14 protein-coding genes are annotated in these 14,327 nt (G+C 71.4%); 5 read left to right on the forward strand and 9 right to left on the reverse strand.

Features of this window, described 5'->3' with window-relative positions; all coding sequences use genetic code 11:
- Window positions 1-26: 26 nt before the first annotated feature.
- Window positions 27-533: a dihydrofolate reductase gene (locus tag ABZ552_RS08570; protein ID WP_281877444.1), complete on the reverse strand. Its 507-nt coding sequence runs from the start codon at window positions 531-533 to the stop codon at window positions 27-29.
- On the reverse strand, window positions 530-1,357 hold the full coding sequence (locus ABZ552_RS08575; RefSeq protein WP_281877445.1) for a thymidylate synthase: 828 nt from the start codon (window positions 1,355-1,357) through the stop codon (window positions 530-532). The genes ABZ552_RS08570 and ABZ552_RS08575 overlap by 4 nt, the downstream gene beginning before the upstream one ends.
- Window positions 1,358-1,465: 108 nt before the next feature.
- On the opposite strand from ABZ552_RS08575, the gene cobF reads away from it, so the two are divergent.
- A complete protein-coding gene (cobF, locus tag ABZ552_RS08580) occupies window positions 1,466-2,209 on the forward strand; it encodes a precorrin-6A synthase (deacetylating) (RefSeq protein WP_357436224.1) in 744 nt (247 codons plus the stop codon).
- Window positions 2,210-2,266: 57 nt separating this feature from the next.
- A complete protein-coding gene (locus ABZ552_RS08585; RefSeq protein ID WP_357436225.1) occupies window positions 2,267-3,136 on the forward strand; it encodes a DNA-formamidopyrimidine glycosylase family protein in 870 nt (289 codons plus the stop codon).
- Between the two features lie 4 nt (window positions 3,137-3,140).
- Here ABZ552_RS08585 and ABZ552_RS08590 read toward each other — a convergent pair whose 3' ends face one another.
- The 4 genes from ABZ552_RS08590 to ABZ552_RS08605 all read right to left on the reverse strand — a co-directional run bounded on the left by ABZ552_RS08590 (window position 3,141) and on the right by ABZ552_RS08605 (window position 7,807).
- Window positions 3,141-4,649 (reverse strand): carboxylesterase/lipase family protein, encoded by a 1,509-nt coding sequence (locus tag ABZ552_RS08590; protein WP_357436227.1) that lies wholly within the window; start codon window positions 4,647-4,649, stop codon window positions 3,141-3,143.
- A 13-nt stretch (window positions 4,650-4,662) separates the two neighbouring features.
- A complete protein-coding gene (locus ABZ552_RS08595) occupies window positions 4,663-6,099 on the reverse strand; it encodes an NAD(P)/FAD-dependent oxidoreductase (protein WP_357436229.1) in 1,437 nt (478 codons plus the stop codon).
- Window positions 6,100-6,107: 8 nt separating this feature from the next.
- Window positions 6,108-6,353 carry a DUF2630 family protein gene (locus tag ABZ552_RS08600; RefSeq protein WP_281877452.1) on the reverse strand — a complete coding sequence of 82 codons (246 nt, stop codon included), beginning with the start codon at window positions 6,351-6,353 and terminating at the stop codon, window positions 6,108-6,110.
- 83 nt (window positions 6,354-6,436) lie between these two features.
- A complete protein-coding gene (locus ABZ552_RS08605) occupies window positions 6,437-7,807 on the reverse strand; it encodes a PLP-dependent aminotransferase family protein (RefSeq protein WP_357436231.1) in 1,371 nt (456 codons plus the stop codon).
- An 80-nt stretch (window positions 7,808-7,887) separates the two neighbouring features.
- On the opposite strand from ABZ552_RS08605, the gene ABZ552_RS08610 reads away from it, so the two are divergent.
- Entirely contained in the window at window positions 7,888-8,562 is a 675-nt protein-coding gene (locus ABZ552_RS08610; protein ID WP_281877455.1) for a pyridoxamine 5'-phosphate oxidase family protein, read from the forward strand.
- Between the two features lie 231 nt (window positions 8,563-8,793).
- Here the strand turns inward: ABZ552_RS08610 and ABZ552_RS08615 are convergent, their stop codons facing one another.
- From ABZ552_RS08615 to ABZ552_RS08625, 3 genes are all read right to left on the reverse strand, one after another.
- A complete protein-coding gene (locus ABZ552_RS08615) occupies window positions 8,794-9,642 on the reverse strand; it encodes an MspA family porin (RefSeq protein ID WP_357436233.1) in 849 nt (282 codons plus the stop codon).
- A 310-nt stretch (window positions 9,643-9,952) separates the two neighbouring features.
- Window positions 9,953-11,194: a hypothetical protein gene (locus tag ABZ552_RS08620; protein WP_357436235.1), complete on the reverse strand. Its 1,242-nt coding sequence runs from the start codon at window positions 11,192-11,194 to the stop codon at window positions 9,953-9,955.
- 6 nt (window positions 11,195-11,200) lie between these two features.
- Window positions 11,201-11,974 carry a crotonase/enoyl-CoA hydratase family protein gene (locus ABZ552_RS08625; protein ID WP_281877458.1) on the reverse strand — a complete coding sequence of 258 codons (774 nt, stop codon included), beginning with the start codon at window positions 11,972-11,974 and terminating at the stop codon, window positions 11,201-11,203.
- A gap of 53 nt (window positions 11,975-12,027) precedes the next feature.
- Here ABZ552_RS08625 and ABZ552_RS08630 point away from each other — a divergent pair, with 53 nt between their 5' ends.
- Both ABZ552_RS08630 and ABZ552_RS08635 read left to right on the forward strand, forming a co-directional pair.
- Window positions 12,028-12,678, forward strand: coding sequence for a TetR family transcriptional regulator (locus ABZ552_RS08630; RefSeq protein ID WP_281917235.1), 651 nt, complete (start codon window positions 12,028-12,030; stop codon window positions 12,676-12,678).
- Complete coding sequence (locus tag ABZ552_RS08635; RefSeq protein WP_281877461.1) at window positions 12,665-14,284, forward strand: acyl-CoA dehydrogenase family protein; 1,620 nt, start codon at window positions 12,665-12,667, stop codon at window positions 14,282-14,284. The genes ABZ552_RS08630 and ABZ552_RS08635 overlap by 14 nt, the downstream gene beginning before the upstream one ends.
- Window positions 14,285-14,327: the final 43 nt, after the last annotated feature.

The raw sequence follows: 14,327 nt of genomic DNA on the forward strand, positions 1-14,327 counted from the left end.
CGCCGTCTGCGCGGCGTGGCGTTCCGCTAGGCAGTCGGCTGCCGGGTGTAGTGCCGGACGCGGAAGCGCAGACCGGTGGCCGAGGTGCGCCAGGGCTCCGGGTCGTCGGGCCGCCACTCCGGTCCGATCGACGGCGCGAAGGCGTCGCCCTCGACCGTGGTATCGATCTCGGTGACGCGCAGGTCGGTCGCGAACTCCAGCGCGGCGCGATAGATCTCGCCGCCCCCGGCGACCCAGACCGCGTCCGGAGCGCAACGGGCCAGCGCCTCCGGCACCGAGGACGCGCGCTCGGCGCCATCGGCCGACCAGTCGGGCTGCCTGGTCACCACGATGTTGCGCCGCCCGGCCAGCGGCCGGAACCGCGGCGGCAGCGAATCCCAGGTCCGTCGTCCCATGATCACGGGATGTCCCCAGGTGACATCCTTGAACTGCGCCATGTCCTCGGGCAGCCGCCAGGGGATGGTGTTGCGGTACCCGATCACCCCGTCGAGGGTCTGCGCCCAGATCAGCCCGATCGTGCGGCCTTCGTTCACACCGCCACCGGGGCCTTGATGGCCGGATGGTGCCGGTAGCCGACTATTTCCACGTCCTCGTAGCGGTAGTCGAACAGCGTCGGCGCGGGATGCAGCCGCAGCGTGGGGAACGGGTAGGGATCGCGCCGGAGTTGCTCGGTGACCTGATCGAGATGGTTGTCGTAGATGTGGCAGTCGCCGCCGGTCCAGATGAAGTCACCCGGCAGCAGCTCGGTCTGCTGGGCGACCAGGTGCGTCAGCAGGGCGTAGCTGGCGATGTTGAACGGCACGCCCAGGAACAGGTCCGCGCTGCGCTGGTAGAGCTGGCAGGACAGTTTGCCGTCGGCCACGTAGAACTGGAAGAACGCGTGGCAGGGCGCCAGTGCCATCTTGTCCAGCTCGGCGACGTTCCACGCGGAGACGATGATGCGCCGGGAATCCGGGTCGGTGCGCAGGGTTTGCAGCACCTGGGAGATCTGATCGATGTGGGTGCCGTCCGGTGTGGGCCACGACCGCCACTGCACGCCGTAGACCGGGCCGAGCTCGCCGTCGGCGTCGGCCCACTCGTCCCAGATGGAGACGCCGTGCTCGCGCAGCCAGCCGATGTTGGAGTCGCCGCGCAGGAACCACAGCAGCTCGTAGACGATCGACTTCAGATGCACTTTCTTCGTGGTGATCAGCGGAAACCCGGCCGACAGGTCGTAGCGCAACTGGTGGCCGAAGATGCTGCGCGTCCCGGTGCCGGTGCGATCGGCTTTCTTCGTGCCGGATGCCAGCACCAGCCGGAGCAAGTCCTCGTACTGCGTATCGGGAGCCGATGCCGGATCGAGCGCGTCATGAGCCACGTCTGGCAACTCTAGTCGTCGTTCACCCGCGCTCGGTGAGCCGATCGGGCGCGTCCCGGTCGCCGCCTGGCCGCTGTGGTCGTGCGCGGGCCTGGCAAGCTCGAGCCCATGCGCAAGCTCTATGTGATCGGCATCGGCGCCGGTGATCCCGACCAGGTCACCGTGCAGGCGGTGAAGGCCATGCGTCAGGTCGAGACGTTCTTCGTCATCGGCAAGGGCGAGGCGAAACGGGAGCTGGTGGACGTGCGCACGGCGATCCTGGAGGCGCATCTGGACCGGCCGTACCGGATCGTCCCGATCGCCGATCCGCCCCGGGACCGGACGCCCGCCGACTACCTGGACGTGGTCGACGACTGGCACGATCGCCGCTCGGCGCTGCTGGAATCGGCGTTCGCCGCGGCCGACGGCGTCGGCGGCATCCTGGTCTGGGGTGATCCCGCGCTGTACGACAGCACGCTGCGGATGATCGAGCGGGTGCTCGGGCGCGGCGTGGTGAGTTTCGAGTACGAGGTCGTCCCCGGTATCACCAGCGCGCAGGCCCTGGCCGCGCGGCATCGCGTGGTATTGCACGGCATCGGCGAGCCGGTGCGCATCACCACCGGCCGCCGCCTGCGCGAGGAGGGCCTCGGCGCGGAGAGCACGCTGGTGATGCTGGACGGCGACTGCTCGTTCACCGCGATCCCGGAGGAGGACGTGCACATCTGGTGGGGCGCCTACCTCGGCATGCCGGACGAGACGCTGATCGAGGGACCGCTGCCCGCGGTGCGGGAGGAGATCGTCCGCCGCCGCGCCGAGCTGCGCGACCGCAAGGGCTGGATCATGGACATCTACCTGCTGCGCCGCGGCGCGTGAGCCGTTCGCCGCGCGCGAACCGGCCGGTTGTCGGGGGCGCTGGGTAGTCTGGACCGCGTGCCAGAGCTACCGGAAGTGGAGGCGTTGGCTCAGTTCCTCCGGGAGCATGCGGTCGGCGCCGTGGTCGGTCGCGTCGACGTGGCCGCGCTGAGCGCCGTCAAGACGTTCGAACCGCCGGTCACCGCGCTGTCTGGTCGAGACGTCACCGGCGCGGGGCGCTGGGGCAAATTCCTCGGTATGGAATGTGACGGCTTGTGGCTGGTCACGCATCTGTCCCGCGGCGGATGGCTGCGCTGGATCGACGAGCCGAGCCCGACGCCGCCCAAACCGGGCGGCAAGAGCCCGCTCGCGCTGCGCGTGCATTTCTTCACCCCCGAGGGGGCGACGCCCGCGTTCGACCTGACCGAGGCCGGCACGAAGAAACGGCTCGCGGTGTACGTCGTGGCCGACCCCAAGGCGGTGCCCGGCATCGCCCGGCTCGGCCCCGACGCGCTGGAGCTGACCGAGTCGCAGTTCGCCGACATCTTGCGGGGGACCTCGCAGCGGATCAAGACCGCGCTCGTGGACCAGGCGCTGCTGGCGGGCGTCGGCAACGCCTACTCCGACGAGATCCTGCACACCGCGCGGATCTCGCCGTTCGCGAACACGAAGACCCTGCCGGCCGACAAGGTGGCCGAGCTGTACACCGCCCTGCGCACGGTGCTCACCGACGCGGTGCGCCGCTCGGTCGGCCAGGACGCCGCCCGCCTCAAAGGCGAGAAGCGCTCCGGGATGCGGGTGCACGCCCGGACCGGGCAACCGTGCCCGGTCTGCGGCGACACGGTCCGCGAGGTGGCCTACGCCGAGCGGTCCTTCCAGTACTGCCCCACCTGTCAGACCGGCGGTAAGGTCCTCGCGGACCGGCGGATGTCGCGTTTGCTGAAATAGCGGCTCAGGTCAGCGTGGGCACCCGCACGCCCTGCCACGCGAGTCGTTTCGCCCGGTCCGGGTCGTGTTCCACGCGCGTGGGGTAGTCGATGATCAGCGTGGATCTGCGGGCCTCGGTATAGGCGGGCCAGGACGGCAGCGGAGCCCCGGTGCGGGCGAAGGCCAGCCAGTTGTCCTGGAACTGATCGGTCACCGCCCGCAGTCCGCGCCTGCCGCCCGCCGCGGTGAAGGCCCGCCCGACCGGAGAGTCGCCGATGCCGAAGACCGGGATGAGGTCGGTCGCGTGGGTGGCGCCGAGCCCGGCCAGCTGCAGGGCGCGCGGGGCGAAGTCGTAGCGGTAGGCGTAGGTCGGCGCGTGCCTGCTGTGCCCTTCCATGACGGCGACCGAAGGACGCCAAAACGTGTAGTCGCCGCCCGCCCGCACCGCGGCCTTCGGCTGGGGATAACCGGGATAGGCCCCGGCGATCCGGGACTCGGCCTCGGTGGAGTTCCCGAGTGCCGAGCGCAGCCGGTCGGCGGTGGTGGGCAGTTCGTCGGCGAACCTGGCGAACAGCGTGCCCTCGTCCCGGTTCGTGCCGATGATCAGCGGCACCCGGTGCGCGGAGCCCTGGGCGATCGCGTCGACCGGGGAGAGCGGCAGGAAATCGCCGTCCACGACCGGACAGACCGGGAAGGCGCCCGGCTGTTCGCGCACCACCTGCCCGATGGTGCGATCGACGGCGCGGCGGATGTCGTTGGCGCCCGCGGTGCGCAGCGCGTCGTGCGCGGTGTCCGGTGTGGCGCCCAGCGCGGCGACGCAGCGGCGCGCGAAACCGCGGGCCTCCTCGGCGCTGATCGCCCAGTCGGCTGGCGGGCTCTGTGAAATGGCCCGGTGGAACAGTCCTTTGGCCGCCGGGGTGGCCAGCAGGCCGAGCACGGCGTGTGCGCCTGCCGACTCGCCGAAGATCGTCACGTTGTCCGGGTCGCCGCCGAAGGCCGCGATATTGGTGCGCACCCATTCCAGCGCGGCGAGCTGATCCCGCAATCCGAGGTTCGAGTCGAAGGGGTGCTCGGCGGTGCCGAATTCGCTGAAGTCGACGTAGCCGAACGCGCCCAGCCGGTAGTTCAGCGAAACCACCACCACGTCGCCGCGCACCGCCAGCCGCGCGCCGGAATACAACCCGAGTGCGGAGGTGCCGATGAGGTAACCGCCGCCGTGGATGAAGACCAGCACGGGACGAGGGTTCGCCGCCGCCGTCGCGGGCGTGGTGACATTCAGTGTCAGCGCGTCCTCGCTGGTCGGCTGATAGGCGCGCGGTCCGATCCGCGCTCCGGAGCGGTGCTGCATCGCCGCGGAGGTGAATTCCGTCGCGGTCCGCACGCCCGACCACGGCCGGACCGGCTGTGGAGCGCGAAATCGCAGGTCCCCGATCGGAGGAGCCGCGTAGGGAATGGACCGCCAGCGCAGGACGCGGCGGCCCCGGCGACCGCGGACGACTCCGTCTGCGGTCGCGATATCCGTTGTTGCCACCATTTTCAAATGGTAGCTATGGGCGCCGCGCCTCCAACAGGCGCAGCCAGAACTCGCTGACCGCAGGGAAGGCTGGCACGGCGTGCCAGAGGGTGGACAGCGGCACCCGGCCGACCACCGCGATGGTCGCCGCGTGCAGTTGCTCGCCCACCTCCGGGCCGACGAACGTGGCCCCGAGCAGCGTGTCGGTGACGCTGTCGACGACCAATTTCGCGTGACCCGCGTAGTCGTCGCGTGACAGCGCCGATCCGGCCACCGCGATGTCCAGTTCGACGGTCTCCACCGTGTGGCCCGCGTCCCTGGCCGCGGCTTCGGTCAGACCCACGGAGGCGACCTCGGGCGCGGTGAACACCACCTGCGGCACCTTGCCGTGATCGGAGCTCGCGACGAAACGCGGGTCGTCCAGCGACCTGCCCTCGGCCCGCGCGGCGATCACGTCGCCGCACACCCGGCCCTGGTACTTGCCCATGTGCGTGAGCGCGGCGCGCCGGTTGAGGTCGCCGACCACGTACAGCCACTCGCCGTCGACATCGCGCGCGGTGAGGTGGTCGTCCACCGCGACGTATCCGCCGGGCAACCCGACGGCGTCGAGGCCGAGCCCGTCGGTGGTGGGTGCGCGTCCGGCCGCCACCACGATCTCGTCCACCTCGAGCGCCGATTCGCCTTCGGGACCGCGCAACCGGACCGTCACCGGACCGCCGTGGATCCAGCCTTCCCCGGTGTCCTTCGCGGCCGGACGATCGACGGCGGTTGGCTCGGTACGGCAGCGCACCCGCACCCCCGCCTCGGTCAAGGCCGCCGCCACCCGCTCGCCCGCGAACGGCTCGGCCGCGGCCAGCAGCGCCGAGCCGCGCACCAGCAGGGTGACCTCGGCCCCGAGCGCGGCCAGCCAGGTCGCGGCCTCGCTCGCCACCACGCCGCCGCCGACGACGGCGACCCGGCGCGGCACCTCGTGCAGATTGGTGGCGTCGCGCGAGGTCCACGGCAGCGCGGCGCGCAGGCCGGGCACGTCCGGGACGTTCGCGGTGGTGCCGGTGGCCAGCACCACGGCATGCCGGGCGTGCAACTGCCGCCCGCCGACCTCGACCGAGCGCACACCGGTCAGGCGGCCGCTGCCGCGCACCACGTCGATGCGGTTGCTCCGCGCCCAGTCGGCTTGCGACGAATCGTCGTGGTCGTGCACGAAGGCGTCGCGCCGCCGCAGCACCGCCTCGACATCGAGACCGGTGGCCGCGATACCCGGCATCGCCCGCGCGGCCGCCAGGACGTGGCCCGGCCGCAACAGCGCTTTGCTCGGAATGCACGCCCAATAGGAGCATTCGCCGCCGACGAGTTCACGCTCGACGATGGCGGCCGTGCGGTCGCTGCCCGCGACGGCGTAGGCGGCGGCGTTCTCGCCCGCGGGGCCGCCACCGATCACGATGACGTCGTAGTCGGCTGCTGTGCTCGACATCGCCGCGCCTACTGCAGGTATCCCTCGACCTGCGAAACCGTATTCGCCCGGACGTTGTCCGGCGACTCACCCTGGTCGATCCGCGCCCGCCGATGGCGGAGCAGGTCCCAGGCCTGGTCCAACATGACTTCGAGTTCGGCGAGGCGCTGGCGCTCGGTCTTCGGGTCCAACTCGCCGTGGGTGGCTTGCGAGCGCAGCTGGTGCTCCTGGTCGACCAGTTCCTTGATGCGCGCCAAGATGTCCTGTTCGCTCATGCTCCATCCTTTCCGGCGTGAGCGGACCTTGCATGGTCACGCTGCGCTGCCGTTTCCCGGCCTGGCCTCTGACATCGACCATGCTACGGCCGGGCGAGGCACTCGGCGGCTCTCGGTACGGCCACGGCGAGCTCCGGCCAGGGCAGTGCCGTGTAGCCGAGCGCGACGCCGAAGTGCTCCCGGCGCGCTCCGAGGTAGTACCTGGCCAGCCCGTCGAGCGCCACGCCCCGCGCGGTTCCCGCCGCCACCACGCGCCGCTCGGCCTCGGCCGATGCCACCGGCACGACGACGTGCGAACCCGCGTCGTCGCCGAGCACCCCGAGTCCGCGGCGGCGCAATTCGGTCACCACCAGCGCCCGGCGCGGCGGCAGCGCGCGGCGCAGCCTGCGCAGGTGCCTGGCCAGATCACCGTGCGCGGCGAAGGCGACCAGCACGCGCTGACCCGCCGGGCTCGGGCCGGTGCCGGTGCGTTCCCGGTGGGCGAGCACCGCGGCGGCGATCTCCGGCGCGGCGAGCAGCCAGCCGACGCCGAGGCTGGGGGACAGGATCTTGCTCGTCGTGCCCAAGTGGACGACCACGTCGGGAGCCATGGTGGCCAGCAGCGGCAGCGGCGCGGTGTCGTAGCGCAATTCACCGTCGTAGTCGTCTTCGATGACGAAGATCCCGGACCGGCGCGCATGCTCGACGAGTTCGACCCGTCGCGCCGCGGGCATCCGCGCACCGAGCGGGAACTGGTGTGCCGGAGTGCAATACACCGCTTTGATCCGGGACGGCAGCAGATCGACGCGTAAGCCGTGCGCGTCCACGGGCACCGGAACGACCTCGAGGCCGGCCGCCGCGAAGGCGCCCGCGGCGCGCTGATAGCCCGGGTCCTCCATAGCGACGGCGTCGCCCGGCCGCAGCAGCGCCGCGGCCAGCTCGCTCACGGCGGAACTGGTTCCGGCGGTGGCGAGCAGCACGGTGTCGCTACCCGCGCCGATCCCGCGGTGGCGCAGCAGGTGTTCGGTGACCGCCGCGCGGAACTCCGGTTCGCCCGCGCGGTCCTTGCGCACGAGCGGGGAGTGATCCGCCGCGGCGCGCCAGGCGCGGCGCCACGCGGCCGGGTCGATGGCGTCGGTGCACGGCGCCCCCGGGGCCAGGTCGAACAGCCGCGGTGTGGCGTCCGTATCGGGCACGGAGTCGGTGCGCTCGGGCGTGGCGGCCGGTGCGGTCGTCAAGTAGGTACCGGACCCGCGTCTGCCGCTGATCCAGCCTTCCGCGTGCAGCTGGTCGTAGGCGGCCGCGACCACGGTGCGGCTCACGCCGAGCCGCCCGGCCAGCGCGCGAGTGGACGGCAGCCGATCGCCGCCGCGCAGCGGCCCGCCGGTCGCGGCGCGGCGCAGCTGGTCGGCGATCTGTACCGACAACGGTTGCGCCAGCTCGCGATCGAGGTCGAGGGGAAGGTCCTCGAGCATGGGTTCCTCGCAAAGTGGACTGCTGGAAATAGTCTGAATTGGCGCTTTGATAATGCCACTCCCGGCCGGATGCTGGGTGCATGACCGAAACCGCGCGCCCACGCACTCCGCTCTCGCCCACGCCGCGCAGCACGCCGACCCGGCTGACCGACCGCGCCCGGACCGACCGCGCCGACTTGGACGCGGTGCTCGACGCCGGGCTGATCTGCCACCTCGGGGTGCTGCTCGGCGGTACGCCGGTCGTGCTGCCCACCGCCTACGGCCGCGACGGCGACACGCTCTACCTGCACGGCTCCACCGGCGCGGGGAACATGCGCGCGGCCGTCGCCGCCGACATCTCCGTGGCGGTGACCATGGTCGACGGCGTGGTCTACGCGCGTTCGGCCATGCATTTCTCGATGAACTACCGCTCCGCGGTCGTGCTCGGACGGGCTCGCGAGGTGACCGATCACGACGAGCGTCTGCACGGGCTGCGCGTGATCGTCGAACACGCGGCGCCCGGCGCGTGGTCTCGCGTGCGGCCCCCGACCAAGAAGGAACTCGCCGCCACGAAAGTGCTCGCCCTCGACCTCACCGAGGCCTCGGTGAAGGTCCGCACCGGCGGCCCGAAGGACGACCCGTCGGACATCGACAACGGGGGCGTGTGGGCGGGTGTCCTCCCGCTGCGCCAGACCTGGGACGCCCCGATCGATTCCGCGGACCTGGACCCCGGCGTTCGGGTTCCCTCGGATGTCCTGGAGCGCGCGGCCGGGTGATCCGGCGCGCGTAGCTCGCACGGCCATCGGCCTTTTCGCATAAGCGGATGCGGGAAACCCTCGCCGGCACCGGGACCCCAGCGGATCGCCGGGCGCGCGGGCGCGTTCGACACCGTCGACGGTGACTGTCGGCCGCGCCCGGGCGAGTGCCGCCGTGCCGGCGCGGTGGATCTCGGACGCACAGTTCGATCGGCGTCTGTGCGCGCTGCTGGATTGGTGCGGTGCGGTGGCTCAGAACCAGAACGCTGTGCCGTAACCCGTCGTTTGCGCTGTGGCCCTTCTGGAATCGGCCCGTACGGTGACAAACGGCATGGCGGAGGCCGGTGAAAGGCAGCCGCTGATATTCAACGGGGTATTGGAGTGCGCGAAGGTGTAAGGGAATTCGGAATCCCCGTCGATTTCCGCCGCGCCGATCACCGCCGCCGTGACCGAACCGGGCGCCAGATTCACCGCGAGTTCGGCGGCGAGGCCCGCCTCGACCTCGAAGCTGGGCTGGATGGCGACGGCGGCGCCGACGCTGACGCTCGGCGGCGCCATCAGTTGCAGAGAGGGCATCATCGTGTGCTGATCGGGCATGTTCATCTCCACGGAGGGCGCATCGAAGGTGAGGGAGCCCTCCAGGCCGAAGGAGGGCGCGATCCCGACGCCGGCACCGACACTCGGTGAGATACCGATCGAGATGCCGTTGGCGATGTCGACCGCGCAGCCGATCAGATATCCGACGGCGATTTCTCCGCCGCGCAGCGCCGTGGGGCCGTCGAGACTCACCGAGAAGTCGCCGGACATCTTCACCGCGTGCACGAATGGAACTCCCGGTGCGATGTCACCGCCGGCGGGCACGACATTGTTGGCGTTCACCGAAGCGATCAGATGAAGTCCGCCGGCGTCGATCTCTCCTGGCGCGGCGCCCGCCACGGAATCAGAAACAGCGAAAGCGCCGGTGGCGGCCACAACCACCGCTACGATCGCGGCGAGAGTACGCGAATGCTTTCGGTTCATCATGCTCCAGTCGAGTATCGATGGAATCGGAACTTCATGCGCGAAAGGGCGGCACGGCAAATGGGTCGTCGCGGCCCCCACTCGGCCTACGCCGCAGACTTTATCGGGCGGTGCGGCCGACGGCGGTGATCACGCCGACACGGCGAGTCGGCCGACCCGACCGATCGCGGTCGTCGTCGGCATTCGCGCGAACGCCGGTGTCCGGCGAGCGAAACCATCCGATTTCATACCAGGTCGCCGAAACTCCCCGCGGTTCGCCGAAATATTGCGCGTGTCGTCGAATTCGCCGCGCGGAGACCCGTGAGCCAGGGTGCGCGCCCGTGGATATGCCCGCGGCTCGTTGGGCGCGCCCGTGCCGACGACCGCGGCTCCGCGCGTCAGCCCGCGGGAATCACCACGCGTCGGCGTGCAAGCCCGCGCAGTGCGCCGCGCGCAGCGCGAGTTCGCGCAACGCACCGGCCGACGCGATCCGCGCCGGGTCCAGGCCGACCAGGCTCAGCACATAGTCGTCGCCGATGCGGCAGAGGTAGCCCGAGAGACGGGTGCGGGGCAGTCGCGCGGTGGCCAGGCCGGGATGGATGGCGCGGGCCGCGACGCCGGTGCAGCGGTGTGGGCCGAGCCGGAGCAGCGAGGCGGGGAGCGTTCCGATGTTGGAGCACAGGATGTCCCGTTCGCCCGCGCCCTCGGACAGCGCGTAGGCCCAGCGGTCCGGAATCACTTGGAGGAGTTCTTCGGGCATGCCGCTCGGTGCGGACATGCGGTGCTCGTAGGCGGAACGGGCCAGTGCGCGGATCGTCGCCGGGGTGTCGGCGCGGGTGATCGCGATGCGCGTCATGGCGAGGTCGTTGTCGACCCGGGGTTCGTCGCGGGTGTCGACGGGCAGGCTGGCTTCGATCGTGTCGCCGGGAAATCCGCTGTCCCAGAGCATGGTCGCGACGAGGTGGATGAACAAGCTGTTCGCCGTGCCGCCGTCACGCGCCGCCACGCGGTCCCACTCGGTGGCCGAGCACTGCAGGATCGCGCTGTGCGTCGCGTTGCCCGCCCCGCGCGGCTGCTCGTCGCGGCGCGGCGCGGCGGGTTGCCGCGGTATCCCGTGCCGTAGCGCAGCCGCGGTGCCGCGCAGGACGATCGACCACTGGCGCCGGGCGTCGGCCCAATCCGAGTCGCGCGCCGTCGTATCCGGCGGGCACACCCGAGCGCCGCCCAGCGCGTCGTCCACCGCGAGCACGAGGGCCCGCCCGTCGGCCAGCACATGCGAGCAGGTGAGCGAGACGACCGAACCGCCGTCGTTCAGGGTCGCGGTCGACAGCCGCCACCCGGGGCCGTATTCCGGATCGAGCCCGGCGCCTTGCGCGTCGGCCCAGTCGAGCAGCTCCGCGACCGGAAGAACGTCCTCGGTGCGCTCGATCGGATACGCGCGGACATTCGGCCGCCAGGCACGGCGAGCCCCCGGCACTCGCGCGCGAACGACCCTGCGTCCCAATGGTCCAGCGCGTAAGGCGGCGTGCACCCGTTCCAGTAGTGCGTGGTCCACCTGACCGGCCGTGCGCCACAGCCCTTGCAGCGCGATCGGTGTGCCGAGCCCGCGGTGGCTGCGCAGAAAGATCTCGTCGACGACGCTCAGGCGGCCCATCGGGGCTCAGGAGTTCGCGCCGTGCCGGCCCGCGCCCGCCGCGAAACGCTGCGCGCCGTCCAGCGCGCCGTCGGCCAGCGCGGTCAGCCCGTGGCGGAACTCGTTGCGCAGCGCGGACTCCTCGGTCATCCCCTCCTGCTCCAGCAGCGACATCCGGTCCGAGCGCAGGCAGGTCTGCGGCAGCGCGGCCAGTTCCGCGGCCAGCGCCTCGGCGGCCCGGCGAGCTTCGCCGGTGGGCACCACGCGATTGACCAAACCCATCTGCAACGCCTCATCGGCGCCGACCGCACGTCCGGTGAGCACCAGATCCATGGCGCGGCCGGTGCCGACGATCCGCGGCAGCCGGATGGTGCCGCCGTCGATCAGCGGCACGCCCCAGCGGCGGCAGAAGACGCCGAAGGTGCTGTCCTGCTCGGCGACCCGTAGATCGCACCACAGCGCGAGCTCGAGCCCGCCCGCCACCGCGAAGCCGGAGACCGCCGCGATCACCGGCTTGGACAGCCGCATCCGGGTCGGTCCCATCGGCCCGTCGCCGTCCTCGGCGGCTCGGTTGGAGCGCTCGGTGCCGAGCGCCTTGAGGTCGGCGCCCGCGCAGAACGTGCCGCCGTCGCCCCACAGCACCGCGACCGCGGCCTCGGGGTCGGCGTCGAACTCGCGGAAGGCGTCGGCGAGCGCGGCGGCGGTCGGTCCGTCCACCGCGTTGCGCGCTTCGGGCCGGTGCAGGATCACGGTGGTCACGGGGCCGCTGCGTTCGATCAGTACGGTCACGCGCTTGACCATACGCCGTAAAAGCACCCTTGTGTGAAGAAATGAATTCGTGCTTCACTTCTTGGGTGGCCTACCGCAGAACCCCCGCCGTGCAGGCCCGCCTGGACGCCCAGGCGGGGCTGATCGTGCAGGCCGCCACCAAGGTGCTGTCCCGTGGCGGGTACGCGGCGCTGTCCATGGCGGCGGTCGCGGCCGAGGCGGGCGTGGCCACCGGCACCGTCTACAAGAGCTTCGACGGCAAGTCCGCTCTGGTCCGCGCGGTGTTCCGGAAAGTGGTCGCCCGCGAGGTCGCGGCCGTGGCGGCGGCGGGCGCGCGCGGCACGGCCGTCGAACGGGTCACCGCGGCGGTGGAGACCTTCGCGGGCCGTGCGCTGAAGAACCCGAACCTGGCCTACGTGCTGCTCGCCGAACCGGTCGACGCGGCCGTGGACAACGAACGCCTGCGTTTCCGGCGGGCGTTCGCCGAAACCTTCGAATCGGCGGTGGCCGAAGGCATCGCGCGGGGGGAACTCCCGCCGCAGGACCCGAGGATCAGCGCCGCCGCGCTGGTCGGCGCGATCGGCGAGGTGCTGGTCGGCCCGCTCGCGGACGCGCCACACGGCGAATCCGTCGTCCCCGAGATCACCGCTTTCGCGATCCGCGCGCTGGGCGTGCGCGGCGACCCGGGCGCGGGTGGCGCCCGGCTGGAACCAGGAGTGTCAGATGCAGACGCATGAAGTCTTCAACCAGGTGCCCGATATCGTGCCCTTCGACGTCTCGCGCAATCCGGCGCTGCTCGACGGCCTGCATCGCGAGGGCGCGGGCTGGGCCGAAGCCGAGGTGCGGGAGCTGGGCGCGCTCGCGGGCGGCGCGCAGGCGCAGGAGTGGGGGCGGCTGGCCAACGACTACCCGCCGGTGCTGCGCACGCACGACCGCTACGGCCACCGCATCGATGAGGTCGAGTTCCACCCGCACTGGCACGATCTGATGCGCGTCGCCGTCGAGCACGGCTTGCACGGCGCGCCGTGGCTGGACGACCGCCCCGGCGCGCACGTGGCGCGGGCGGCGAAGTTCTACACCTGGGGCGTCGCCGACGCGGGCCACATGTGCCCCATCTCGATGACCTACGCGGTGGTCCCCGCGCTACGGCACAACAAGGAACTCGCGGCGAGATACGAACCGCTGCTCGGCTCCCGCGTCTACGACTACGGGTTGCGGGAGCCGTCCACGAAGGCCGGGCTCATCGCGGGCATGTCGATGACCGAGAAGCAGGGCGGCTCGGACGTGCGCGCCAACACCACCACCGCTACGCCGCAGCCGGACGGGTCGTACCGGATCGTCGGGCACAAGTGGTTCACCTCCGCGCCGATGTCGGACATGTTCCTCACCCTGGCGCAGGCGCCCGGCGGCCTGTCCTGCTTCCTGCTGCCCCGGGTGCTGCCCGACGGCGCCCGCAACCCGATCCGCATCCAGCGGCTCAAGGACAAGCTGGGCAACAAGTCCAACGCCTCGTCGGAGATCGAGTACGAGAACGCGACGGGCTGGCTGGTCGGCGCGGAGGGCGCGGGCGTCAAGACCATCATCGAGATGGTGAACATGACCAGGCTGGACTGCGTGATCGGCTCCGCCACCGGCATCCGAGCGGGTGCGGTCTACGCGGTGCACCACGCGCGGCACCGGAAAGCGTTCGGCGCCACGCTCGTCGACCAGCCCGCCATGCGCAACGTGCTCGCCGATCTGGTGATCGAGTCCGACGCCGCGACCACCGTGATGATGCGGCTGGCCGGGGCCACCGACCGGGCCGGTCGGGATCCGGCCGAGGCCGCGCTGCGGCGTATCGCCCTGGCGGTCACCAAGTACTGGGTGTGCAAGCGGGCGCCCGCGCACGCGGCGGAGGCGCTGGAGTGCCTGGGCGGCAACGGATACGCGGAGGAATCCGGGATGCCACGGCTGTACCGGGAGGCGCCGCTGATGTCGATCTGGGAGGGATCGGGCAACGTCGCCGCGCTGGACGCGTTGCGGGCCATGGGTCGTCAGCCGGAGACGGTCGAGGCGTACTTCAACGAGGTGTCGCTCGCGAAGGGCGAGAACCCGCGGCTGGACGACGCCATCGCACGGGTCGGCAAGGAATTGTCCGATCTGAACGACATCGAATACCGCGCACGGCGGGTCGTCGAGCTGATGGCGCTCGTGCTGCAAGGCGCGCAGCTGGTTCGCCACGGCCATCCCGCCGTCGCCGACGCCTTCTGCGCCACACGGCTCGGCGACGACTGGGGCATCGCGTTCGGCACGCTGCCCACCGGTGTCGACACGGGAGCGATCATCGAGCGCGCGTTCGTCTGAGTGCGTTGCGCCCCTGTGGACCCGTTCGGGTGCACAGGGGCCG

The organism is Nocardia sp. NPDC019219, assembly GCF_040632645.1.
Lineage (GTDB): Bacteria > Actinomycetota > Actinomycetes > Mycobacteriales > Mycobacteriaceae > Nocardia > Nocardia sputorum.

Bases quoted from the DNA above. Each gene is read 5' to 3' on its own strand.
- cobF (WP_357436224.1), top strand. From the start codon at position 1,466: ATGCGCAAGCTCTATGTGATCGGCATCGGCGCCGGTGATCCCGACCAG.
- ABZ552_RS08590 (WP_357436227.1), bottom strand. From the start codon at position 4,649: ATGGTGGCAACAACGGATATCGCGACCGCAGACGGAGTCGTCCGCGGT.
- ABZ552_RS08595 (WP_357436229.1), bottom strand. From the start codon at position 6,099: ATGTCGAGCACAGCAGCCGACTACGACGTCATCGTGATCGGTGGCGGC.
- ABZ552_RS08600 (WP_281877452.1), bottom strand. From the start codon at position 6,353: ATGAGCGAACAGGACATCTTGGCGCGCATCAAGGAACTGGTCGACCAG.
- ABZ552_RS08605 (WP_357436231.1), bottom strand. From the start codon at position 7,807: ATGCTCGAGGACCTTCCCCTCGACCTCGATCGCGAGCTGGCGCAACCG.
- ABZ552_RS08610 (WP_281877455.1), top strand. From the start codon at position 7,888: ATGACCGAAACCGCGCGCCCACGCACTCCGCTCTCGCCCACGCCGCGC.
- ABZ552_RS08620 (WP_357436235.1), bottom strand. From the start codon at position 11,194: ATGGGCCGCCTGAGCGTCGTCGACGAGATCTTTCTGCGCAGCCACCGC.
- ABZ552_RS08625 (WP_281877458.1), bottom strand. From the start codon at position 11,974: ATGGTCAAGCGCGTGACCGTACTGATCGAACGCAGCGGCCCCGTGACC.
- ABZ552_RS08635 (WP_281877461.1), top strand. From the start codon at position 12,665: ATGCAGACGCATGAAGTCTTCAACCAGGTGCCCGATATCGTGCCCTTC.